Annotated in this window: 24 protein-coding genes; 13 read left to right on the forward strand and 11 right to left on the reverse strand. The window is 47.3% G+C overall.

Annotated elements, in window-relative coordinates; all coding sequences use genetic code 11:
* Positions 1-102: 102 nt before the first annotated feature.
* Both M662_RS05490 and M662_RS05495 read right to left on the reverse strand, forming a co-directional pair.
* Positions 103-285 (reverse strand): hypothetical protein, encoded by a 183-nt coding sequence (locus M662_RS05490; protein WP_008634761.1) that lies wholly within the window; start codon positions 283-285, stop codon positions 103-105.
* A gap of 119 nt (positions 286-404) precedes the next feature.
* Positions 405-956 carry a DUF3267 domain-containing protein gene (locus M662_RS05495; RefSeq protein ID WP_008634763.1) on the reverse strand — a complete coding sequence of 184 codons (552 nt, stop codon included), beginning with the start codon at positions 954-956 and terminating at the stop codon, positions 405-407.
* Positions 957-1,184: 228 nt separating this feature from the next.
* Between M662_RS05495 and M662_RS05500 the strand changes: the two genes are divergently transcribed.
* Entirely contained in the window at positions 1,185-1,517 is a 333-nt protein-coding gene (locus M662_RS05500) for a DUF1878 family protein (protein WP_008634765.1), read from the forward strand.
* A gap of 52 nt (positions 1,518-1,569) precedes the next feature.
* On the opposite strand, the gene M662_RS05505 is transcribed toward M662_RS05500, so the two are convergent.
* The 4 genes from M662_RS05505 to M662_RS05520 all read right to left on the reverse strand — a co-directional run bounded on the left by M662_RS05505 (position 1,570) and on the right by M662_RS05520 (position 4,303).
* Positions 1,570-2,142, reverse strand: coding sequence for an HTH-type transcriptional regulator Hpr (locus M662_RS05505; RefSeq protein ID WP_008634767.1), 573 nt, complete (start codon positions 2,140-2,142; stop codon positions 1,570-1,572).
* Positions 2,143-2,657: 515 nt separating this feature from the next.
* Positions 2,658-3,065 (reverse strand): YtxH domain-containing protein, encoded by a 408-nt coding sequence (locus M662_RS05510; RefSeq protein ID WP_008634769.1) that lies wholly within the window; start codon positions 3,063-3,065, stop codon positions 2,658-2,660.
* Positions 3,066-3,213: 148 nt separating this feature from the next.
* Positions 3,214-3,753, reverse strand: coding sequence for a tryptophan transporter (locus M662_RS05515; protein WP_008634771.1), 540 nt, complete (start codon positions 3,751-3,753; stop codon positions 3,214-3,216).
* Between the two features lie 127 nt (positions 3,754-3,880).
* Positions 3,881-4,303 (reverse strand): HIT family protein, encoded by a 423-nt coding sequence (locus tag M662_RS05520; protein WP_008634773.1) that lies wholly within the window; start codon positions 4,301-4,303, stop codon positions 3,881-3,883.
* A 135-nt stretch (positions 4,304-4,438) separates the two neighbouring features.
* On the opposite strand from M662_RS05520, the gene M662_RS05525 reads away from it, so the two are divergent.
* The 3 genes from M662_RS05525 to M662_RS05535 all read left to right on the forward strand — a co-directional run bounded on the left by M662_RS05525 (position 4,439) and on the right by M662_RS05535 (position 7,201).
* Positions 4,439-5,182: an ABC transporter ATP-binding protein gene (locus tag M662_RS05525; protein WP_008634775.1), complete on the forward strand. Its 744-nt coding sequence runs from the start codon at positions 4,439-4,441 to the stop codon at positions 5,180-5,182.
* On the forward strand, positions 5,175-6,389 hold the full coding sequence (locus tag M662_RS05530) for an ABC transporter permease (protein WP_008634777.1): 1,215 nt from the start codon (positions 5,175-5,177) through the stop codon (positions 6,387-6,389). The genes M662_RS05525 and M662_RS05530 overlap by 8 nt, the downstream gene beginning before the upstream one ends.
* 110 nt (positions 6,390-6,499) lie before the next feature.
* On the forward strand, positions 6,500-7,201 hold the full coding sequence (locus M662_RS05535) for an EcsC family protein (protein WP_008634779.1): 702 nt from the start codon (positions 6,500-6,502) through the stop codon (positions 7,199-7,201).
* Here M662_RS05535 and M662_RS05540 read toward each other — a convergent pair.
* Both M662_RS05540 and M662_RS05545 read right to left on the reverse strand, forming a co-directional pair.
* Positions 7,198-8,376, reverse strand: a complete 1,179-nt coding sequence (locus M662_RS05540; RefSeq protein WP_008634788.1) for a M20 family metallopeptidase — start codon at positions 8,374-8,376, stop codon at positions 7,198-7,200. The two genes, M662_RS05535 and M662_RS05540, sit on opposite strands and share 4 nt — an antisense overlap.
* A gap of 123 nt (positions 8,377-8,499) precedes the next feature.
* A complete protein-coding gene (locus M662_RS05545) occupies positions 8,500-8,937 on the reverse strand; it encodes a ferritin-like domain-containing protein (RefSeq protein WP_008634790.1) in 438 nt (145 codons plus the stop codon).
* A gap of 206 nt (positions 8,938-9,143) precedes the next feature.
* Here M662_RS05545 and M662_RS05550 point away from each other — a divergent pair, with 206 nt between their 5' ends.
* Together M662_RS05550 and M662_RS05555 are read left to right on the forward strand one after the other, a co-directional pair.
* Positions 9,144-9,569, forward strand: a complete 426-nt coding sequence (locus tag M662_RS05550) for a disulfide oxidoreductase (protein ID WP_152522229.1) — start codon at positions 9,144-9,146, stop codon at positions 9,567-9,569.
* On the forward strand, positions 9,566-10,063 hold the full coding sequence (locus M662_RS05555) for a thioredoxin family protein (protein WP_008634799.1): 498 nt from the start codon (positions 9,566-9,568) through the stop codon (positions 10,061-10,063). The genes M662_RS05550 and M662_RS05555 overlap by 4 nt, the downstream gene beginning before the upstream one ends.
* Before the next feature lie 79 nt (positions 10,064-10,142).
* On the opposite strand, the gene M662_RS05560 is transcribed toward M662_RS05555, so the two are convergent.
* Positions 10,143-10,649: an antibiotic biosynthesis monooxygenase family protein gene (locus M662_RS05560; RefSeq protein ID WP_008634803.1), complete on the reverse strand. Its 507-nt coding sequence runs from the start codon at positions 10,647-10,649 to the stop codon at positions 10,143-10,145.
* A gap of 96 nt (positions 10,650-10,745) precedes the next feature.
* Between M662_RS05560 and M662_RS05565 the strand changes: the two genes are divergently transcribed.
* From M662_RS05565 to hemY, 4 genes are all read left to right on the forward strand, one after another.
* Positions 10,746-12,890: a transglycosylase domain-containing protein gene (locus M662_RS05565; RefSeq protein WP_236096539.1), complete on the forward strand. Its 2,145-nt coding sequence runs from the start codon at positions 10,746-10,748 to the stop codon at positions 12,888-12,890.
* Positions 12,891-13,005: 115 nt separating this feature from the next.
* Positions 13,006-14,055, forward strand: coding sequence for a uroporphyrinogen decarboxylase (hemE, locus tag M662_RS05570; protein ID WP_008638874.1), 1,050 nt, complete (start codon positions 13,006-13,008; stop codon positions 14,053-14,055).
* A 2-nt stretch (positions 14,056-14,057) separates the two neighbouring features.
* Complete coding sequence (gene hemH, locus M662_RS05575) at positions 14,058-14,984, forward strand: ferrochelatase (RefSeq protein WP_008638872.1); 927 nt, start codon at positions 14,058-14,060, stop codon at positions 14,982-14,984.
* Between the two features lie 8 nt (positions 14,985-14,992).
* Complete coding sequence (hemY, locus tag M662_RS05580) at positions 14,993-16,399, forward strand: protoporphyrinogen oxidase (RefSeq protein ID WP_026578341.1); 1,407 nt, start codon at positions 14,993-14,995, stop codon at positions 16,397-16,399.
* Positions 16,400-16,431: 32 nt separating this feature from the next.
* Here the strand turns inward: hemY and M662_RS05585 are convergent, their stop codons facing one another.
* The gene (locus M662_RS05585) at positions 16,432-17,361 is read right to left on the reverse strand and encodes a nucleoside hydrolase (RefSeq protein ID WP_026578342.1); all 930 of its coding nucleotides are present in this window, start codon (positions 17,359-17,361) and stop codon (positions 16,432-16,434) included.
* Positions 17,362-17,542: 181 nt separating this feature from the next.
* On the opposite strand from M662_RS05585, the gene M662_RS05590 reads away from it, so the two are divergent.
* The gene (locus M662_RS05590) at positions 17,543-18,556 is read left to right on the forward strand and encodes a LacI family DNA-binding transcriptional regulator (protein WP_008638866.1); all 1,014 of its coding nucleotides are present in this window, start codon (positions 17,543-17,545) and stop codon (positions 18,554-18,556) included.
* A gap of 97 nt (positions 18,557-18,653) precedes the next feature.
* On the opposite strand, the gene yhfH is transcribed toward M662_RS05590, so the two are convergent.
* Positions 18,654-18,782, reverse strand: coding sequence for a protein YhfH (gene yhfH / locus M662_RS05595; RefSeq protein ID WP_081694921.1), 129 nt, complete (start codon positions 18,780-18,782; stop codon positions 18,654-18,656).
* A gap of 119 nt (positions 18,783-18,901) precedes the next feature.
* Between yhfH and M662_RS05600 the strand changes: the two genes are divergently transcribed.
* Together M662_RS05600 and M662_RS05605 are read left to right on the forward strand one after the other, a co-directional pair.
* Positions 18,902-19,633: an MBL fold metallo-hydrolase gene (locus M662_RS05600; RefSeq protein WP_026578343.1), complete on the forward strand. Its 732-nt coding sequence runs from the start codon at positions 18,902-18,904 to the stop codon at positions 19,631-19,633.
* 69 nt (positions 19,634-19,702) lie between these two features.
* Entirely contained in the window at positions 19,703-20,704 is a 1,002-nt protein-coding gene (locus tag M662_RS05605; RefSeq protein ID WP_008638860.1) for a lipoate--protein ligase, read from the forward strand.
* Positions 20,705-20,756: the final 52 nt, after the last annotated feature.

The following is a 20,756-nucleotide window of genomic DNA, read 5'->3' on the forward strand; positions in this document are numbered from 1 at the left end:
GTTAATCGACGTTTTTCTTATAGCAGAAGGGGGAATAAGAAGTGGATGCGATGGAAGACATAAAAAAACAGGCCGGGTTAGGAGAACCTGCCTGCCTGCTTCTTATAGTGTATTCAGTACTTCCACATATGATGAAATCAATAAGATTGTAATCAACACATTAATAGTCCGGAAGACGCGGGTTTGCTTTTCATTCGACATTTTCGTCTTTAAGCATAAGGAATGAGTGAGTGAATTAAACACGAATAGAATGACGAGCGCGTACAAGCTGAATCCAATTGCCATGTTGAAGAACCTCCTTTATTCCCTATGAAACTACTCTATCAAAATTTGGATGGAATGAACAGAAAAAACACCCCTCATGATAAAAAACAGCGCCCCTTTTAACGGGCGCTGTTTTATTGTCACGCTTTAGGCTGGTGGATAAGGATGTCGTATCCTTCCTTGGCGTTTTCGATCAGGCATTTCTTCGGTGCTTTCGCGAAATGATTCAGATAAAGGTAATCCGGGAAAGACAGGCCGATGTTCACAGATGCCAGCAGGACAAAGTAAGCGAAGTAGTGAGGGAACATATATCCCATGATCAACGCCGGAAACGTAATTAACATCGTTGGCGCAAGAGCCATAGCGATGGATGTCTGTTTCGAAAGCTTTGTCTTGCATTGGTAGGTGAAAGTCGGAACGCATCTTTTCTTGACCCGGAACTTAACGTGCAGCCTCTTATAACTAAGAATAAGTGGCAGCATGTGCATCAGCCGGTGAATCGACGGCAGAAAGAACATCAGTAATAGAAATGGCAGAAAGCCTCGATCGTTCACATCGTGGCTGCCATGAATCATGGAAAAAGGCAGATACAAAAGTAAAAACGACAGTAAACCTGTCATGAAAGACATGAGTAAAAGACGATTCAAGCCGAATTCTTTATTGATGTTGACTGATTTCCAGCAGTTCATCATAAGAATCCCTCCCTTGCTACTAAAAATGGTGTAATTGTATAATGAATATCAATAAGATATGTTTGATTGTTTGACAGCCGATTAAGCGGCACAAATGGAATAATAGTATGTTTCTACACAAAAAGCAATAGGTTTTATGTAAAAAAATGATTGTCTTTTAAACTTGCAGGGAACGGATAGGTAACCCCTGTAAATAAAGCGTTAACAAGGCGTTGTGGAGGGAAGATTGTGAATAAAGAAAATAATGGGGATTTATGTGCGTTTCATTTGCAGTTGCTGCTGGACGTGGAAGAGATGGATAGATATCCTTTTACAAGGCTGGTTATTGATCGGGAAGTGACAAAGAGGGAGTATCGGCAGACGATGCACCTGCTGGATACGTTAGAAGCTCGCTATGAACAGGAGAAGGAAATCGGATTGATGGATCATACGCCGCTGCTGCTGCACTATGCCGGGATGCTCTGTCCCAAGCTCCCTGTCGGCGAATCCTTGGAAGCTCTTTTAGAAGAAGGATTGTACGAAGAGTTGATCAGCAGACTATTACTACTACATAAACCATAAAAAACCCTTTCCCCGAATCGGTTCGAGGAAAGGGTTTTTTATTGCCTGTTATTTACGAAGATTTAGACTGTTGCTTGTAACTTTCGATATCCGTAGGCTGTTTGATGTTTGTCTCCTGCTCAATATTCTCAAGAGAACGTTCTAGAATTTCCATATATTCATCTCCGTAGATCTCTTTAATCAGGGCAGATAAATCAAGGAATTCCGGTAATTTCCCATACATTTCTGTCATCGGCATCACACCACGCAGCACAGAATTATCTTCTGGATTGTATTCATTTAGTGTTGCTTCCAACAGTTCGATTCCGTCTGCAGTCAATTCCACGTACGTGTTTCTCTTATCATTTTCCCGTTTGGAAAACTGCAGAAGGCCTCGCTCTTCCATTTTCTTCGAGAAATTGAAGGCAGTGGATACATGCATGACTCCATATTTTGAAATCTCTGAGATGCTCGCACCTTTTAAATGGTAAGCAATCCATAAAATATGGTGTTCATTAATGTTCAACTGGAACGGCTTAATCCAATCTTGCCAATCCTTTTCGATGGCTTTCCAAAGCGCCTTGGACAACTGCGCCATTTTATGACTATAGAAAATCGCCTCTCGCTTGGAAACTTTATCCTTCATACATCTCACCTTCTTTTGGTTTTGTATTAGCTTATATTTTGACACGTTTGTCCTAACATAAAAAGATATAATGCGTTAGTTTACGATGATATCTTTCTCCACTATTAATGATATAAAATTTCTATGAATTATCAAGATATAATGTGCTGATATAGTATAAAAATTTCTCGAAGCCGGGTGTCCTCTCTTATGGAACACTTTCCCGAGATTGACGATTTCAAACTATAAATGTATAGGTATTTTAACATAAATTGGTTCGTTTTGGATGGAAGCTTCAAGGTTTTGGGTCAAAATACATTTTTTAAAGTATGGAGGATTTCATTTTCCATTCGTTCCATGGAATTTGAGTCGTTTCAGAATCTTTTTAAAAAAACAGACGTGAAGAACAAAAGGGGAGTATCGCTCGTGAAAAATCTGCATAGAGCTGAAATCGACCAAGCCCTATCTGATATACACTCCAAACAGACGGCTGAATAAAAAAGAATCCCGCTTCATGCAGCGGGATTCCGTGTCGTTTACTGGTGGTTAATGACTTCATGACTTGGCTGGGTTGTGTGGCCCGGCTGTTCTGCTTTGGCCTTCTCTTCCAGCTCTTTCAAGCTTTCTTCGATCTGTTCCAAGTACTTTTGAATGTTCTTCTGATGAGGCTCTACGGTACGCTTCCAGCCTTCAATGGAAGTCTTCACGTCTTCGGAAAGCTCTTTGATCAGCTCCGCGCCTTCTTTGGAAGTCTGAGCAATCTGATCCTTCAACTGGAATCCTTCTTCTTTCAAACTGAGGACGGTGTTCTTCAAACTCTCACTCCTCAGTTTCGCGTTCTCCCTGAAGTCCCGCCCGGAAGAAGGCGTATTAAGCAGGGTGTAAATGGCTGCTGCCGTACCTCCGACAAGAAAACCTAAAGCTAATGATTTACCGTTTGGCATATTCCGTCTCCTTTCGAAAATGGCTCTTATTTATATTTTCTCTTAATATGTATGATTGAAACATGAAAAACAACAAAAAATTCCTTGCTCCTCGAAGTAGTAAACCAAGGGCACTACGCCCGTAGTGCCCTTGCAGCATCCTCTGCTGTTATTTTGCTGTCACACCGGCGGCTGTCTTGGCGATGGATGTCCGTTTCATGATTTTCGTGGCAATCGGGTAGACTACCGCGATGAACAGGATGTTAAAGGCAGTTGCAGGCAACACGACGGTTGCGAACATAATACCGAAACTGGCATCCATCAACCCGATGATATAAAGAACAACGGCTAGGAAAATCGATCCGCTGATCATCGTGCCGATGCCGGCAAGTACAGGCTGTGTGACTTTATGATGAGAGATTTTCTTCGTCATCAGTACGAGAGCGAAAAATGCGAAAGCAGTAACGGGCTTATCAATGATATTGGCCAGTTGGCCGCCCGGGGCTGTGGTCGTAAGTGCGGATATGAACGCAGTCGCAAGGGAAATTAAAAGCACATATGGTACTTTTGGAAACATCAGAATCCCTAAGAACATCATGGCAAGCATCATATCCGGACGCATCCCGAAGAAAAACGGCGGTGCTACGGCGTGAAGCACGGCTCCAATTCCTACTAACAACGATAACATGACTAATACTCGAATATTCATTTACAAACCTCTCCTCAACTATGCTGGTCTCTACTGTATTTACGTCCAGGTGTGTCCTCATGACCACCTGCGATCGTATGCAGATATTATATCAAAAGCTCGTTAAAAATCAAAAAAGACGGCTGTTTTAAAGATGGCTCCCGATCTGGGCTGCGATTGTCTGCAGGTCATCGCTTGAGTAGTCGTCGGTATGCACTTCCCACTTGGCATCAAACCCATCCCCTTCGCCGTAGCGGGGAATCAGGTGGATATGTAGATGGAAAACCGACTGTCCTGCCGGAGCTTCGTTATTGTTCAGGATATTCATTCCGATCGGTTCATACTGCTTTTTGATTGCGTTCGCTATGGCTGGTACCTTCGAAAACAGGCGGGCAGCTATTTCCGGATCGGTGTGGTACACGTCTTGTGTATGGTGTTTCGGGATGACGAGGGTATGTCCTTTCGTCACTTGGCTGATGTCGAGGAAGGCGTACACGTCTTCATCTTCATATACCTTTGCCGACGGGATTTCGCCGTCAATAATTTTACAAAAAATACACGATTCTGCCATATGTCAACACTCCTTTTCTTTTGTCATTCATTGTATCACAGAAACTCTGCTGTTCTCGACGGCGAAAAGTGTATCGCGGAAGGAAATATGATAAAATTTTGGCAAACGTGATGTTCAAGAAAATGGGGGAATACAATGGAACCTTTATTACATATTGAAGATCTCCACGGAGGTTATACGCACAAAAACGTCCTGCACGGCATTTCCTTCAATGTGAATCCACAGGAAATTGTCGGTCTGATCGGACTGAACGGAGCAGGGAAGAGTACGACGATTAAACACATCATCGGCATGATGCAGGCGAAGAAAGGAAAGGTCGCCATCAACGGAACTTCTTTTGATGAAGAGCCGGAGAAATACAGGCAGCAGCTCGGTTATATACCGGAAATGCCGATCCTGTACGATGAACTGACTCTTTATGAACACCTGCATTTGACCGCGATGGCTTACAACGTTCCGGAGGATGAATTCAAGAAAAGGATGGACCCGCTCTTAAAAGAATTTCGGATGGAGAAGAAGCTGAAATGGTTCCCTGTTCATTTCTCGAAAGGGATGAGACAGAAGGTGATGATCATGTGTGCTTTCCTGATCGAACCAGAACTGTATATCGTCGATGAACCGTTCGTCGGTCTCGATCCGCTCGGAATCCAGTCCTATCTTCAGATGATGGAGGATATGCGCGACAAAGGGGCTGGAATCCTGATGTCGACCCATATCCTCGCGACGGCCGAGAAGTACTGCGATCGTTTCATCATTCTTCATGACGGGGAAATACGCGCACAAGGCACGCTGGAAGAACTGCGCCGTTCGTTTGGTAAAGCGCAGGCATCACTTGATGATATCTATGTGGAACTGACGAAGGAAGAGCAGCATGATTAATGCCAAGGAATTTTGGAAAAAACGCTTCTCCGCACATATGAAAGAAACGAACCGGTACTTGAAGTACATTTTTAACGGTCACATGGCCGTCGCGATGTTCTTCTTCGTTTCCGCTCTCGCCTATTTCTATCAGCAGTGGCTGCAGGATATCCCGGAAGGCTTTCCAACGGCTTTGATCGTAGGTGCGGCTTTCGGATATATGGTGAGCTACAGCCCGGTGCGTACGCTTCTCAAAGAGCCGGACTTAGTGTTTCTTCTTCCTGCAGAATATCAGCTCGGAGATTATTTCAGACGCTGCTTGTACTACAGCTATGTCATCCAGCTATACCTCATTTTCCTGATAGGTGCTGCGCTTGGGCCGCTGTATTTTGCCACATATCCGGAATTCGGCACCCGCCATTATTTGATGATGATCGGAGTCGCACTCATCATCAAGGTGTGGAATATGTTGTCGAACTGGTGGATGCTGAAAGAACGCAGTCCGCGGATCCGAGTCACGGACCAGCTTGTAAAAGCCGTCCTGAATGTCGTCATCTTTTACTTCCTGGCGAAAGGGGAGTGGTTGTTTGCAAGTATCGTAACCGTTCTGCTTGTGGTCGTCGTTCTTTATTCGTACAACCTTTCCAGGAAAAAAGCCGGGCTGACTTGGGATCTGCTTGTACAAAAAGACCAGCAAAGGATGCGTACGTTTTACAGAATCGCCAATATGTTTACGGATGTCCCTCATTTGAAGAACACCGTCAAGAAAAGACATGGTTTAGTGCGGGCACTGATTGGTGGACTAACCTATCGGCAAGACCAGGCTTTCGCTTATTTATACCGGATTACGTTCGTCAGAAGCAGTGATTATCTGGGCATGTATTTCCGTTTGATCGTCATAGGCGGTCTCGCTGTCTGGTTCGTTCCGAATGTCTGGTTCAAAGCGGCCTTCGCTCTCCTGTTTCTTTATTTGACCGCTTTTCAAATGATGTCGCTCTGGAACCATCACCGGACGATTGCCTGGATGGATATTTATCCATTAAAGAAGGAATGGAAAACGAAAGCGCTGCTTAGTTGGATGAAGCAGCTTATGCTGTTTCAGACATTTCTCTTCGGACTCTTATTCCTTGTCCAATGGAACCCTGTCGGTCTCGTCATCGTTTGGGGAGGCGGAGCAGTATTCAGCTATCTATTTATAAACAGTTATGTGAAACAAAAGCTGGTTTAGAAACGTACACGTTTACGGCCCGGCTTCATCCGGACATTGTCCCGGCATTCCTCCTCGGAAGACCGGCATGTCCGGATTTTTCATATAATAATCGGAATGGAGGGAGATACATGTCCTATGAATCACGTGTAAAGAGTGAAGCCGAGCGGTGGGCCCGCGCGCTTGAGAAACGACCTTCCCGGCTGCAGCGGTCATCCAAGCGGTTTCAGACGAAAGTGAATGATAAAATTCCGGACAACGTGCATAAGGTAGTCACGGAAGCCGTCAAAGGAATGATCGAAACCGCTTTGACAACATCGAAATATATAGATCGGGTCGAAGTAGATCCGGAATGGACGTTTGCAGAAAAGGAAGAGAAAGTGATGGAACTGCGCCGTAAATATAGCAGGAGTGCGGCATTAGAGGGGGCTGGAACAGGCCTCGGAGGTTTCTGGATCGGGTTGGCCGACTTCCCACTGCTCTTAAGTATAAAAATGAAGTTTTTATTTGATGCAGGTCAGGTTTATGGATGGCAAGTGGAAAGGTATGAAGAAAGGCTTTATCTTCTTCATATATTTCTGCTCGCTTTCTCAAGTGATGAGGCGAGAGCAGGGGTGAAAGAAAAGCTTTGGAAGTGGGAAGAGCTTCCGGAAGAAGCGAAGCAGATGGATTGGCAGACTCTTCAGCAGGAATATCGGGATACGATTGATTTTGTGAAGCTGTTCCAACTGCTCCCTGGAGTCGGGGCTGTAGTGGGATTCGCCGTAAATGGCAGAATGCTTCATCATTTAGGGGAGACGGCGATGCAGTGCTGCCGTCTCCGGATTCTTTAATGTTTATGGTTTTTCTGGTAGCTGAGGAATGTTTGGAACAGCGTCTTTGCAGCGTGTTTCATTGCCCGCTCATCAAAGTCGAATTTCGGATGATGATGAGGGTAATAGTGGTCCGGTAGTCTTGCTCCGGTGAAATAATAGGCGCCCGGTTTCTCCAGCAAATAATAGGAAAAGTCTTCGCCGGCCATGCTTGGAGCTATTTCTTCTGTTTCCAGCCCGGCTTCTGCTTTCGGAGCATTTTTTAGGATTAACTCGGCCTCTTCCGCATGATTGATGACAGGAGGATATCCTTTATGATATTCCAGGGTGTACGCTGCATCATAACCGGTACATGTCCCTTTCAGGATCTTCTCGATTTCTTCGATAATGGAATCCTGGACTTTTGTTTCGAACGTCCGGACGGTGCCGGTAATTTTAGCGGAGTCTGCAATGACGTTGAATGTTTGTCCTGCCTCGAACGTTCCGATAGTGACAACAGCCGTTTTAAGTGGGTCTACACGTCTGCTCACGATTTGCTGCAGGGAAGTGACGAGCTGGGAGCCGATGACAATAGCATCTTTTGTTTGATGAGGCATTGCTCCGTGTCCGCCTTTACCGTGAATGGTGATCTCAAAGCGGTCGGCACCGGCCATGAACGCGCTCTTGGACGTCTGGATCGTTCCGAATGGGGCATCGACCCATAAGTGGGTACCGAAGACAGCATCGACGCCGTCGATAGCGCCGGCTTCCACCATCGGTTTCGCCCCGCCGGGAGCATATTCTTCGGCATGTTGATGAAGAAACAGGATCGTTCCCGGAATCTCTTCTTTATACGGCAGAACGGCTTCTGCTAACCCGAGGAGCGCTGCTGTATGACCGTCATGGCCGCAGGCATGCATGACACCGTCGTTTTTCGAGCGGTAGGGGACATCGTTTTCCTCCTGAATCGGAAGTGCGTCGAAATCCGCACGCAGAGCGACGGTCTTACCTGGTTTCCCGCCTTTCAGAGTGGCGATGACGCCGTTACCTCCTATGCCCGTTTCATACGGGATGCCCAGCTTCTCGTATGTACCTGCAATGTATTTCGCTGTCTGTTCCTCTTCAAAGGAAACTTCCGGGTGCTGATGTAAGTACCTTCTCGTTTCGACCATCTTGTCGTACAAATCGTCGATCGCTTGGAAAATATTATCCCACATGTTTATCTGCCTCCTTTTCCTATGTGTAAATTTTAATACACTCCCGAGGCATTCACAAACAAATATTATTATTCTGATAATAAGAAAAGCCCCGGCACGGCCGGGGCTTTTCTGGATATGCTGTTAATCGTGAAGGCGTGAATCCTGCAGCAGGCGGCCGATTTCTTCCATGTGGCCGGTTTCATCTGCAATCATATCATCAAGCTTGACGGACAACTCTGTCAGCCCGAGTTCCTCTGCCTGCGCTTTACGTTCTTCATACCGTTGAATCGTCTGGCGTTCTGCCTCTTTCGCTTCTTCGAGCATCGGCCGGACATCCTTCAACTGTTTTACTTCTGCCGGAGTCGTCGTAGGCGTTCCGCCCAGTGTGCTGATTTTTTCTGCCAAATAGAGGGCATGGCCCTGCTCGTCGGCTACTTCACTTTCAAAGAACGGCTTTAAAACAGACCGGTACAAGCCTGTGACGACAGCGGCATTATACGTGTACATGATCGATGCCGCATACTCATGGGACAAATCCTCGTTTAAGCCTTCGATCAATGCTTTCATTTTTTCATCCATCGAGCAACATCCTTTCGTAAAACATGGTCTATAATTATCATTCCCCGTGCCTTTTCCTTTAAACATCAGCACTCATATATTGGAGGAAGACGGTGGGTATTTCCCTGGAAATAGGCGGTTGTCCGGCAGCCGGGAAATCCCTTTGTTTTCCTTTGGATCCATTGTATAATGGCAGGTGAGAGAGAGGTTAAGAAAGGATTTGGCGTATGAAAAAAGACATGGAAACACGGGTTTTCCTTATATGGGCAGTGGCGCTCGTCGCTACCGCCGGGAGTTTGTTCTTTTCCGAAGTGCTCGGCTATATTCCGTGCGAGCTGTGCTGGTATCAAAGGATCCTTATGTATCCGCTCGTCCTGATTTACGGTACTTCTCTGATCAAGAAAAATATGGACATCGCCCTGCCGGGGCTCTTCATGAGTGGAATCGGTTCACTCGTATCGATCTACCATTACTGTATCCAGAAAATTCCTGCACTGTCGACGACCGACAGCTGCGGACTTGTCCCTTGTAACGGGCAATACATCAACGTATTCGGTTTCATCACGATTCCTTTTCTGGCCGGTATCGCATTCCTTATCATCTTCATCATTCATTTGACACTTGTTAGACAGAAGGGGAGAAAAGAAGCATGAAAAAGAATATGATCATTTTTGCAAGTATTCTCGCTGTATTAATTGTCGTCCTGATTGTAGTCGTTAACTATCAAAACGGCCAGAAGACGGCGGATAATCCTTATGGAAAAGACAACTTGGATCAGGCGACGATCGATCAGCTTGATGATCCGAACTATCAGAACCAGATCCAGCCGGACGATCTACAGGAAGAAATCGCGTCCGGGGAGCCGGTTACGGTCTACTTTTACAGTCCTACCTGTGTCCACTGTCAGCGGACGACCCCGGTGCTTGTTCCGATGACCGATGAACTCGGAGTTGATATGAAGAAGCTGAATTTGGATGAGTTTGAAGATCAATTCCAGGAATACGGCATTGAATCGACGCCGACGCTCGTCCATTTTGAAGACGGGGAAGAGCAGGCACGGATCGTCGGCGAGCAGTCCGTCACAGCTTTCGATGATTTCTTTCATCAGGAAGTGCTGAAGGACGCAGAAGAGGAAGGGCAGGGCTGAACGAACAGCTTCGCGGGTTTCCTCTGATATTTCAAGCAACAAAAAAAGTGAGCGGCCTCGTGCCGCTCACTTTTCTATACTACCCGTCAAGCTGTGTCATATGGTATTTGGTGATATAAGCGTCACCGTCGATGAAAGAAGGCTTCTTCGCGTGCTTCGGTCCGGACTTCTTATGGGCATCGTCAAAGGATTTGGAGTTCTTCCAATCTTCAAAATCCTGTTCGTTCCGCCACTGGGTGAAGACGACATAGGTGTTACCTTTCAAAGGACGGAGGATGCGGATGGCTTGAAAACCTTCGCGCTGTTCCACATTTCCAGCCCGTTGTTTGAAGCGGTCCTCGAATACGGGACGGCCTTCGTCGCTGACAGGGATGTTATTCATGACCACGAAGCCGTCCGCTTGAACGGTTCCGACGTGGTCGACGGTTTCATAATCCCGTCCTTCTTCAAAGATGGATGTATCCTCCCCTTCATAATAAGCGACGGTCTTATCTCCGTCCTGCATGAAAAACAGAGGGGCTTGTGGATGCTGCTCTTTCAGTTTGGATAGATAGTTTAATGTACCATGCGTCATCGAAACCTTCATAACCGATGTCTCCTTTCTTCACGTTGGTTCCAGTTTACCAACCGCCGATCCACCATGGCAAGCAGGAAGGAGAATAGCAGGAAAGGATGCAAATAGTTGAACTTCAAGAAAATAACAGAAAAACTGCCGCCGTGGAGCAAACGGTTGAAGTGGCCGGGCATTGTCCTTGGTTCCTTCTTCCTGCTTGCACTCATCGGCTATATGACGATTCTTTTCGGCGGCCGGTTTGTTGTAGAGGAAGAAGATTTGATATTGAATGAAATGACGACGGTAGAAACGCCGGATGGAGACGTCATCGAGCGGATCTATACGGAGAATCGTCAGGTCGTCCCGATCTCCCAAATTCCGGAGCACGTGCAGGAAGCTTTCATCGCAGTGGAGGACAGCCGCTTCCGGGACCATTCCGGTGTAGACTTTAAAGGCATTATGCGAGCCGTCTATAAAGATATTATCGCCATGAAGAAAGTGGAAGGAGCGAGTACGATCACCCAGCAGGTGGCGAAGAACCTGTTCCTCTCCAATGAGAAGACGTGGATGAGAAAGACGAAAGAAATGATGGCGGCTTCCTACCTGGAAAGGAATTACACGAAAGATGAGATATTGGAACTGTATTTGAACCGAATTTATTTCGGGGAAGGCGCTTATGGTATTGAGGCCGCTTCCCAGCATTACTTCCAGACATCCGTGGAAAATTTGACCGTGGCTCAAGGAGCCCTGCTCGCTGGACTTCCGAAAGCACCAAACACGTACTCTCCTTTTGATCATCCGGAAGAAGCGGAACAAAGAAGAAATGTTGTACTTTCCCGTATGTATGACGTGGGCGCCATTGACGCTGCTACGATGAAGCAGATGCAGGGATCGACACTTGCTGTTGAAAAAGACGACGAAGAGCCGGAAACGTGGTCGAACAGTTATGTGGATCTCGTCATCGATGAAGCAGCGGATCGGTACCATATTTCCCGTGATGAACTGAAAAGGGGAGGATACCGAATCATCGTAGAAATGGATCCGGAGATTCAAAAGATCGCAGCAGGGGAAATGAAGAATGGGGAATTCGTGCCCGGATCAGCGGGAGAAGTCGAAGGTGCTTTCACGTTGATGGATCATCGAACCGGTGCGTTGGTAGCCGTGGTCGGAGGACGCAATTTCCAGCATGGAGACTTCAACAGGGTACAGGCGAAGCGGCCCCCGGCCTCCACCATTAAACCGCTGGCGGTGTACGGGCCGGCTCTTATGACCGGCGACTATGACCCGTTCTCCCTTTTGTCCGATGAGTTTCAGGGGTTCGGAGATTTTGAACCGAAGAATCATGATGGTCAATATGACGGGGAAGTTTCCCTGTATCAGGCCTTGATGGAATCAAAGAACGTATCGGCCGTCTGGCTGCTCGATAAAATCGGAATATCCTATGCAAAAGGGTACTTGGATAAGCTTGGCCTGCCGACGAAAGATAAAGGTCTTGCTATCGCACTGGGAGGTTTGTCGACCGGCTACTCGCCTATACAAATGACAGAAGCTTACGGCGCCTTTCCGGAAGGAGGAGCGGTACGGGACAGCTACACGATTCGGAAGATCCTCGACCGGAATGATGAAGTCATCCATGAGCATAAGCCTTCTGTAACGAAAGTGTTTGATGCGCAGACGTCCTGGTATATGACGGAAATGCTGCAAGCGACAGTGGAAGAAGGTACAGCTGATGCTGGAAATTATCCGAAGGCGCTTGCGGGCAAGACGGGCACGAATGGTAAGAAGGATGTATGGTTCACAGGCTATACCCCGCAGTACGCAGGCGCTCTTTGGATGGGCTATGATGAGAGCGGAGGCAATCAGGTCCTGAATGGGAGCAGTGTATATCCGACACGGTTGATGAAAGAAATTCTTAGCCGGATCGATCAGCAGCAACCTCTGCAGGAAACGTTCGATAAACCGGACGGCGTGGAGAGCCTGCCTGATCCAATCGAACTGCCGGTCATTGATGATGCCCGTGCTGATGCCGGGTTTGGCGGTATTGCTTCGTTCCGGCACACGATCACCTGGTCTGTACCTGAGGATGACCGGATCATCTACCGTATTTTTAAAATGGAAAACGGAGAAGATGTTAAGGTTGGAGAAGTGACTGGTAAAGGAGAATACAAGATCAATGGATTCCGTCTGTTCCAGCAGGAATCGTACTATATCGTCCCTTATGACCCATTAACAGGGAAAGAAGGACGCCGGTCCAACGTCGTTACCTTCGGATGACTCGTGTTAAAAAGTACAAAATAGTGACAAATTATCCTTTTTTCTATACACATAAAAGATAAATCGTTATAGTTGAAAGCGGATAAATGATGAACGTGATAAAGGAGTCCTTAGGATGAATAAAATCGAAAATGATACGATATTGAGAGCATTTCGAGGGGAAGAGACGGATCATACTCCGGTCTGGTTTATGCGTCAGGCCGGACGTTCCCAACCGGAATATCGGAAATTGAAAGAGAAATATTCGCTGTTCGAAATTACTCATGAACCGGAGCTTTGTGCTTATGTAACAAGGCTTCCGGTTGAACAGTACGGGGTGGACGCAGCTATCCTTTATAAAGACATCATGTCTCCGCTCCCGGCGATCGGTGTCGATGTCGAGATCAAGAAAGGCATCGGGCCGGTGATTCATAACCCGATCAAAAGTAAAGCGGATATCGAGAAACTAGGGTCCATCGATCCGGAGTCGGATGTACCTTATGTCATGGATACGATCCGGCTGCTTACGAGAGAACAGCTGACCGTACCGTTGATCGGTTTCAGCGGGGCACCTTTCACTCTCGCAAGCTATATGATTGAAGGCGGACCGTCCAAAAACTATAATAAGACGAAAGCGTTGATGTACAGTGAGCCGATGACTTGGTTCAAGCTGATGGAGAAATTGGCGGACATGGTGATTACCTATGTGAAGGCACAGGTCGCCGCTGGTGCGAAAGCGATCCAGATCTTCGATTCCTGGGTCGGTTCCCTTAATGTTGAAGACTACCGCACTTATATCAAGCCTGTCATGGAGCGGATCTTCTCTGAATTGAAAGAAGAAGGTGTCCCGTTGATCACGTTCGGTGTCGGTGCCCGTCATTTGATCAACGAATGGAATGACCTTCCTGTGGACGTCATCGGTCTCGACTGGAGAATGTCGATTACAGAAGCAAGAGAAGCCGGAATCACAAAACCGCTTCAGGGCAACTTGGATCCTTCCCTTTTGCTTTCGGACTGGGAAGTGATCGAGGAGCGTGCCAAACGTATCATTGATGAAGGCAGGAAGCATCCCGCCCATATCTTCAACCTTGGTCACGGTGTGACGCCGGACATCAAGCCTGAAACGCTGAAGCGATTGACGAATCTGATTCATGATTATTCGAAAAAGAGCGGAAGAGGTGTATAAGTATGGCAAAAAAACGCATGGGGCTGTTAGTGATGGCCTATGGAACGCCCTATAAAGAAGAGGACTTGGAAAGGTACTACACTCATATACGCAGAGGACGTAAACCGTCTGAAGAACTGCTTCAGGATTTGCGCGAGCGGTATGACGCCATCGGCGGCATATCTCCTCTTGCTAAAATTACAGAAGACCAAGGAAAAGCTTTGGAAGATAAGTTGAATGGTATCCAGGATGAAGTGGAATTCAAGCTTTACCTTGGATTGAAACATATTGAACCGTTCGTGGAAGATGCGGTGGCGCAAATGGCGCAAGACGGGATTACGGAGGCTGTCTCCATCGTTCTCGCCCCACACTATTCCACGTACAGCGTCAAATCATATAACGGTCGCGCAAAAGAAGAAGCGGACAAACACGGCATTTCCATCCAATCTGTCGAGAGCTGGTACGATGCAGAAGGATTTATCGATTATTGGAGCGGCGTTATTGAAGCGGAGTATGCCAAGATGGATGAAAAAGAACGGGAGAAGGCGTGCTTGATCGTATCTGCTCACAGCCTGCCGATGAAAATTCTTGAAGGCGGCGATCCATACCCGGATCAGTTGAAGAAGACAGCAGAACTCATCTCTGAATCTACAGGAATTAAACAATATGAAATCGGCTGGCAGAGTGAAGGGAACACCCCGGATCCGTGGATCGGTCCGGACGTGCAGGACTTGACGAAAGAGCTGTATGAGAAGAACGGTTACACCAGCTTCGTCTATGCTCCCGTCGGTTTCGTATCGGATCATCTCGAAGTTCTGTACGACAACGACTATGAGTGTAAAGTCGTCTGTGACGAAATTGGAGCGAATTACTATCGTCCGGAAATGCCGAATACCAATCCTCAATTTATTCAGACCTTGGCCGAAGTCGTCTTGGCTGAAGTAGAGTAGGGATACGGATGGGACAGAAGAAGGATGTTGTTGTCATCGGTGGCGGTATCACCGGTTTAACGGCAGCTTATTATCTTCAGAAAGAGGCGAAGTCTTCCGGGAAGGACATGAATGTTCAGCTCATGGAAGCCGGTGATCGCCTCGGAGGTAAAATTCATACGTATCAGAAGGATGGTTTCACGATTGAGCGTGGCCCCGATTCTTTCCTTGAGAGAAAAGAATCCGCAGGGCGCCTAGCAAGGGAGGTAGGCCTTGGAAGTGAGCTTGTTCCAAACGGGACAGGTCAGTCGTACATTCTTGTGAACGGCAGGCTTCATAAGATGCCGAGCGGTTCTTTTATGGGAATACCCACCAGGATTCGGCCGTTTCTTTTTTCTGGACTGTTTACTCCGGCAGGCAAAGTGCGGGCGGCGATGGACTTGATCAAATCGAAGAAAACCGTGGAAGGCGATCAGTCGCTCGGACTTTTCTTCCGCCGCCGTCTCGGCAATCAGGTTGTCGAGAACCTGGTAGAGCCGCTGTTATCGGGAATCTATGCCGGAGATATCGATCGATTGAGCATGCAGGCTACGTTCCCTGATTTCTACGATTTGGAGCAGGAATATGGCAGCTTAATCAAAGGACTTCGTGCCACGCGGAAGATCCCGAAGCCTGTCAAAGGACAGAAGAAGCCGAGTGCTTTCCGTACGCTGAAGCGCGGACTTGGTTCACTCGTTGATGCGGTTGAGGATCATTTAGAACCTGGTTCTGTTCATAAAGGGACAGGTGTCGATCATATTGAAAAGAAAGAGGAAGGGTATCACCTTCTCTTAAGTAACGGCACGGTCAAACAGGCAGATGCGATCGTTCTGGCGGTTCCGCATTTCGTTGTCCGCCGTTTGTTCTCGCAGTATGATTTCTTCAAGCCGTTCAAGGAGAAGAATGCAACGTCTGTCGCCAACATTGCGATGGCTTTTGACGCATCTGCTATTAAGAAGGATATTGATGGGACGGGCTTTGTCGTGTCGAGGAACAGTGATTTCCGAATCACTGCTTGTACGTGGACCCACAAGAAGTGGCCGCATTCCACCCCTGAAGGGAAAGTCCTTCTGCGCTGCTATGTCGGGAAACCGGACGATCAGGAAGTGGTCGATCTGTCAGACGAGCAGATAGAAGCGTTAGTCCTTAAGGATTTGAACAAGACGATGAACATAACGGCAGCCCCTGAATTCTCCGTTGTCACCCGCTGGCACCACGGTATGCCGCAATACAAAGTCGGTCATAAGGATCGACTGAAGCACGTGACGGAAGAAATGGCCGAACACCTGCCGGGGGTGTATCTGGCTGGTGGTTCTTTTTACGGTATCGGTCTGCCGGACTGTATCGATCAAGGAGAAGCGGCTGTCCGGAAAGTCGTGGACTATTTGAATAACTAACTGGAGCTGTCGCACACGTGCGGCAGCTTTTTCTATGCCAACACCTTCATGATGTCGTCGAGGAAAAGCTCCTTGTTGAAATCAAGGGCAATGGTGTGGACCGGTGATCCCGGTACCTTCTCCGGAGCGGCGCGGAAATCAGCATAGGTCAGCCCTTTAGATGGACCGGCAGTTACGACTTCGACCTGTTTATGGACGACCTGGTAGTACTCCGGATGCATTAAATAGGAGAAAACAATTAGATCGTGCAGAGGTGCACCGCCTGCATCAGGCAGGATTTTTTCGTACTGTTTGCTGTAGTAGCGGATCATCGGAATAAGGATGCTGCTATATGGACCGGACGCTTGCTTCGCAATGGATTCAATCATGTGATCCGGAACAATGGCCCGGTTGCTGACGTTTAACGGGAGGAGCGTCGTATTGCGGCTGTTGGATATGACCGTCGCGGCTGCGTGTGGGTCGCCGTATATATTTGCTTCTGCAAGCGGCGTTCGGTTTCCGGGAACGAGGAAAGCTCCGCCCATAAGAAGCGTCTGTTTCACTTTCGTTACATTGCTCTCCGCTTGTATGAACGCGAGGGCGAGGGAAGTCAGCCGTGCAAGGCTGATGATGGTCAATTCGGATCGATATTGATCGATGATTTGATAGATTTTCTGGAATGGGTGAATGCGCTGGATGCATTTGTCAGGGACGACAAACCCAAGGCCGTGTACTCCGTGGATGTCATAAAAATACTCGGGAGGATTTCCTGACAGCGGTCTTTTTGCTCCAACAATCACTGGAATTTGCTGCTGGTCGGTCAGGTCAAGCAGGAACGTGATGTTCTTTAAAGCATCTTCCTGGCTGACGTTTCCATAATCTGCAACGATACCTGTAACGGTGATGTCCGGATGGTTAAGTGCATAAAGCAGGGCGAATCCATCATCCACTCCGGGATCTGCGAAAATAAGGACCTTCTCCACGCTTACACTCCCTTTTTTTTCCTTTTAATAAGCGTACGTTAAGCGCGCAGCACCTATGATCCATTACATAAAAAGGAAAAAATATTATGATTCGTATAGTGACAGGGCTTGCAAGATGGCGGAAGGATTAGTATCATGATAATTGGAAACGTTTTCAAGATAACATCAAGGGGGAGTAGGAATGGCTACAATTGAAGATGTAGCAAAACTTGCGGGATTGTCCCGGACAACAGTATCCCGGGTTATCAATGATCAACCTTACGTGACGGAGGAGAAACGCCAGCGTATCCTTCAGGCGATGAAGGAACTGGGATATGTCCCGAACTCTTCTGCTCGAAGGCTCCGCAGTCAAAGGACGGAAACGATCGCTGTGCTCCTGCCTCGTCTCACGAATCCTTTCTTCGGAAACTTAATCGAGGCAATTGAGGAGAAAGCGTCGGAATGGGGTTATCAGGTCATTGTTTGCCAGACACACGATTCCAAGAAAAAAGAAATAGACTATCTGCAGTTGTTGAAAACCAAGCAGGTGGATGGGATGATTATGGCTTCTGTCGTTAATGATTGGAAGGAAGTGGAGCCGTATTTGGAGTCCGGTCCGATTGTTTTTTGTAATGAATATATGGACGAGCCGCTTATTCCTATGGTGCATATGGATCATAGGCAGGCCGCCTACGAAGCCACCTCCCATCTCATTGAACAGGGCTGCCGCCATTTTGCTTATGTCAGTGGAGGTCCGGGGTCGCATCTTGTGAGGGAGCGACGGCATGGGTTCGATCAGGCATTGGAAGAAGCAGGAATGGACCTGACGGAAGTGGTTGCTGTTGATTGGGCGATGGATGTGGGGGACGGACAGAAGGTCTTCCATTTCATCAAAGAAGATCATCCATACATCGACGGGGTCTTCACAGGATCAGATGAAGTGGCCGCGGGGCTTATCTATGAATCGGCATCATCGGATTGGAGCATTCCACAAGACCTGGCAGTCATCGGCTTCGATAATCAAATGATTTCCCTTCTGATGGTACCTTCTGTCACGACGGTGGAACAACCTGTCACGGAGATGGCGGATAAAACGGTTGAAATACTGATTCAGCAGCTTCTCCATCCAGGAGCCGTCATGCCGAGAAGGTATGTTTACCCTCATCAATTACTTATCCGCAATTCCACGAAGCGAAAGAAACTCTCCATCCAGTAGAAACTCTGCCGGGTGGTTTTTTTTGTGCAAAAAAAAGAGCAGCCTCGGCTGCTTGAAATCTCCTGTTCTTTCTTATGATATTTGTGGAATAATAAGATTAGCGGGCCGGATGGTCACATTCGTCGCAGAGGTTTCCGTAGCAGTCTGCTTTTTCATCGATAACCTGCCCACAGGTAGAGCAGTGTTTTTTCGGTAGGTTGCGGAAGAATTCTAGAATACTCATCATTTGTAAACGCCTCCAATTACTTTTAATGTAAAATCATTGTATTATAACAATATTCAGAAATCAACCAACTGTTATAAAACAATTGATAAATAGGAAAAAAGATACAGGGAGTGAGTGAATTGAAATTGACAGTAATAGGCTATTGGGGTGCCTTTCCCGGTCCTGGAAGTGCGACGTCCGGCTATTTATTTGAGAAAGACGGCTTCTCCATGCTGGTGGATTGCGGAAGCGGTGTATTGTCCAGGCTCCAGCAGTTTCGGAAACTGGAAGACATAGATGCGGTTGTCCTGTCCCATTATCATCAGGATCATATGGCGGATGTAGGTCCGTTGCAGTATGCGTGGCTTGTTCACAATAACCTGAAACAGACGGAGGAGATCCTGCCGATTTATGGACATCTGGAAGACGAAGAGAAGTTTTCCGCCCTGACCCATCAATACACAGAAGGAATCGCCTATGAGCCGGAGCAGCCGCTGCATGTCGGTCCTTTCCGTATAGACTTTCACCCAACAGCACATCCCGTTCCGTGTTACGGCATGAGGATAACCGATGGAGAGCAGACGGTCGTCTATACAGCGGATACGAGTTATAAAGAAACCTGGGCACGATTTGCTAAGGATGCAGATCTGCTTATTACCGATACGAATTTCTATAAAGGAATGGACGGGAAAGGTCCAGGCCATATGACGAGTACGGAAGCAGCGACGATTGCAAGAGACGCCGATGTCGATACACTCCTGCTCAGCCATCTCCCGCACTTCGGCTCCTGGACAAAACTGAAGCAGGAGGCGGAGGATGTTTTTTCGGGAACGATCCACCTAGCAGAGGAAGGATGGTCCTGGGATGGGTAAAATCATTGTCTAACTTTGTCGGAACGCTTACAATAAGAGAGGGAATAACGGACTGAAAGGATGAACGGTATGCTTTTTATCGATCATGAAGGAATTAACGATCCAAGAATCAACCTGGCTATTGAAGAGTACGCTTTGAAAAACCTGGATATTAACGAAACGTATCTGCTGTTCTATATCAATGAACCGTCGATTATCATCGGAAAGAACCAGAACACGGTGGAAGAGATCAACACGAACTACGTCGAGGAGAACGGCATCCATGTGGTACGCCGGCTTTCCGGCGGCGGAGCCGTTTATCATGACCTTGGAAACTTGAATTTCAGTTTCATTACGAAAGACGACGGAGACAGTTTCCATGATTTCGCGAAGTTTACAGAACCGGTAACGCAGGCGCTTAAGAAACTCGGTGTCAACGCTGAGTTGTCCGGGCGTAACGATATTGTCGCTGAGGACGGTCGCAAAATTTCAGGAAACGCTCAGTTTTCCACCAGGGGAAGAATGTTTAGTCACGGCACGCTGATGCTGGATTCAGAAATCGAGAATGTCGTCTCTGCCCTGAATGTCAAGACAGAGAAGATAAAATCGAAGGGTATTAAATCCATTCGCAGCCGCGTGGCCAACATCTCTGAATTCATGGACGAAAAGATCTCCATGCAGGAATTCAAAGAATTAATTCTCCGCTATATTTTTGATGTCGAAGACGCAGCCGATGTACCACAGTACAAGCTGACAGAAGACGACTGGGCGAATATCCACAAAATTGCGGAGGAGCGCTATAAGAACTGGGATTGGAATTACGGAAAATCACCGAAATTCAACATTCAGCATACGAAGCGTATCGAAGGTGCCGGCAGTTATGACATTCGTCTGGACGTGACGAAGGGGTATATACAGAATGCGAAGATCTTTGGAGACTTCTTCGGCGTTGGTGACATCTCAGAAGTGGAAGATGCGCTGATCGGTACGAAATATGACCGTCAATCGCTTTCTGCGGCTTTAGATGACATGGATGTGTCGTACTACCTTGGGAAGATAACGAAAGAAGATTTTCTGGAAATGATTTATTAAGGAGGACGCCGGTGCGGATAGGACGCACCGGTGTTTTTCTATTATTTTGCAA

Origin of the sequence: Bacillus sp. SB49, from assembly GCF_000469135.2 — a bacterium.
Taxonomy (GTDB): Bacteria; Bacillota; Bacilli; order Bacillales; family Halobacillaceae; genus Halobacillus.

Coding starts and splice junctions, on each gene's coding strand:
- M662_RS05490 (WP_008634761.1), bottom strand. CDS start 285: ATGGCAATTGGATTCAGCTTGTACGCGCTCGTCATTCTATTCGTGTTT.
- M662_RS05495 (WP_008634763.1), bottom strand. CDS start 956: ATGATGAACTGCTGGAAATCAGTCAACATCAATAAAGAATTCGGCTTG.
- M662_RS05505 (WP_008634767.1), bottom strand. CDS start 2,142: ATGAAGGATAAAGTTTCCAAGCGAGAGGCGATTTTCTATAGTCATAAA.
- M662_RS05510 (WP_008634769.1), bottom strand. CDS start 3,065: ATGCCAAACGGTAAATCATTAGCTTTAGGTTTTCTTGTCGGAGGTACG.
- M662_RS05515 (WP_008634771.1), bottom strand. CDS start 3,753: ATGAATATTCGAGTATTAGTCATGTTATCGTTGTTAGTAGGAATTGGA.
- M662_RS05520 (WP_008634773.1), bottom strand. CDS start 4,303: ATGGCAGAATCGTGTATTTTTTGTAAAATTATTGACGGCGAAATCCCG.
- M662_RS05525 (WP_008634775.1), top strand. CDS start 4,439: ATGGAACCTTTATTACATATTGAAGATCTCCACGGAGGTTATACGCAC.
- M662_RS05530 (WP_008634777.1), top strand. CDS start 5,175: ATGATTAATGCCAAGGAATTTTGGAAAAAACGCTTCTCCGCACATATG.
- M662_RS05535 (WP_008634779.1), top strand. CDS start 6,500: ATGTCCTATGAATCACGTGTAAAGAGTGAAGCCGAGCGGTGGGCCCGC.
- M662_RS05540 (WP_008634788.1), bottom strand. CDS start 8,376: ATGTGGGATAATATTTTCCAAGCGATCGACGATTTGTACGACAAGATG.
- M662_RS05545 (WP_008634790.1), bottom strand. CDS start 8,937: ATGGATGAAAAAATGAAAGCATTGATCGAAGGCTTAAACGAGGATTTG.
- M662_RS05550 (WP_152522229.1), top strand. CDS start 9,144: ATGAAAAAAGACATGGAAACACGGGTTTTCCTTATATGGGCAGTGGCG.
- M662_RS05555 (WP_008634799.1), top strand. CDS start 9,566: ATGAAAAAGAATATGATCATTTTTGCAAGTATTCTCGCTGTATTAATT.
- M662_RS05560 (WP_008634803.1), bottom strand. CDS start 10,649: ATGAAGGTTTCGATGACGCATGGTACATTAAACTATCTATCCAAACTG.
- hemE (WP_008638874.1), top strand. CDS start 13,006: ATGAATAAAATCGAAAATGATACGATATTGAGAGCATTTCGAGGGGAA.
- hemH (WP_008638872.1), top strand. CDS start 14,058: ATGGCAAAAAAACGCATGGGGCTGTTAGTGATGGCCTATGGAACGCCC.
- hemY (WP_026578341.1), top strand. CDS start 14,993: ATGGGACAGAAGAAGGATGTTGTTGTCATCGGTGGCGGTATCACCGGT.
- M662_RS05590 (WP_008638866.1), top strand. CDS start 17,543: ATGGCTACAATTGAAGATGTAGCAAAACTTGCGGGATTGTCCCGGACA.
- yhfH (WP_081694921.1), bottom strand. CDS start 18,782: ATGATGAGTATTCTAGAATTCTTCCGCAACCTACCGAAAAAACACTGC.
- M662_RS05605 (WP_008638860.1), top strand. CDS start 19,703: ATGCTTTTTATCGATCATGAAGGAATTAACGATCCAAGAATCAACCTG.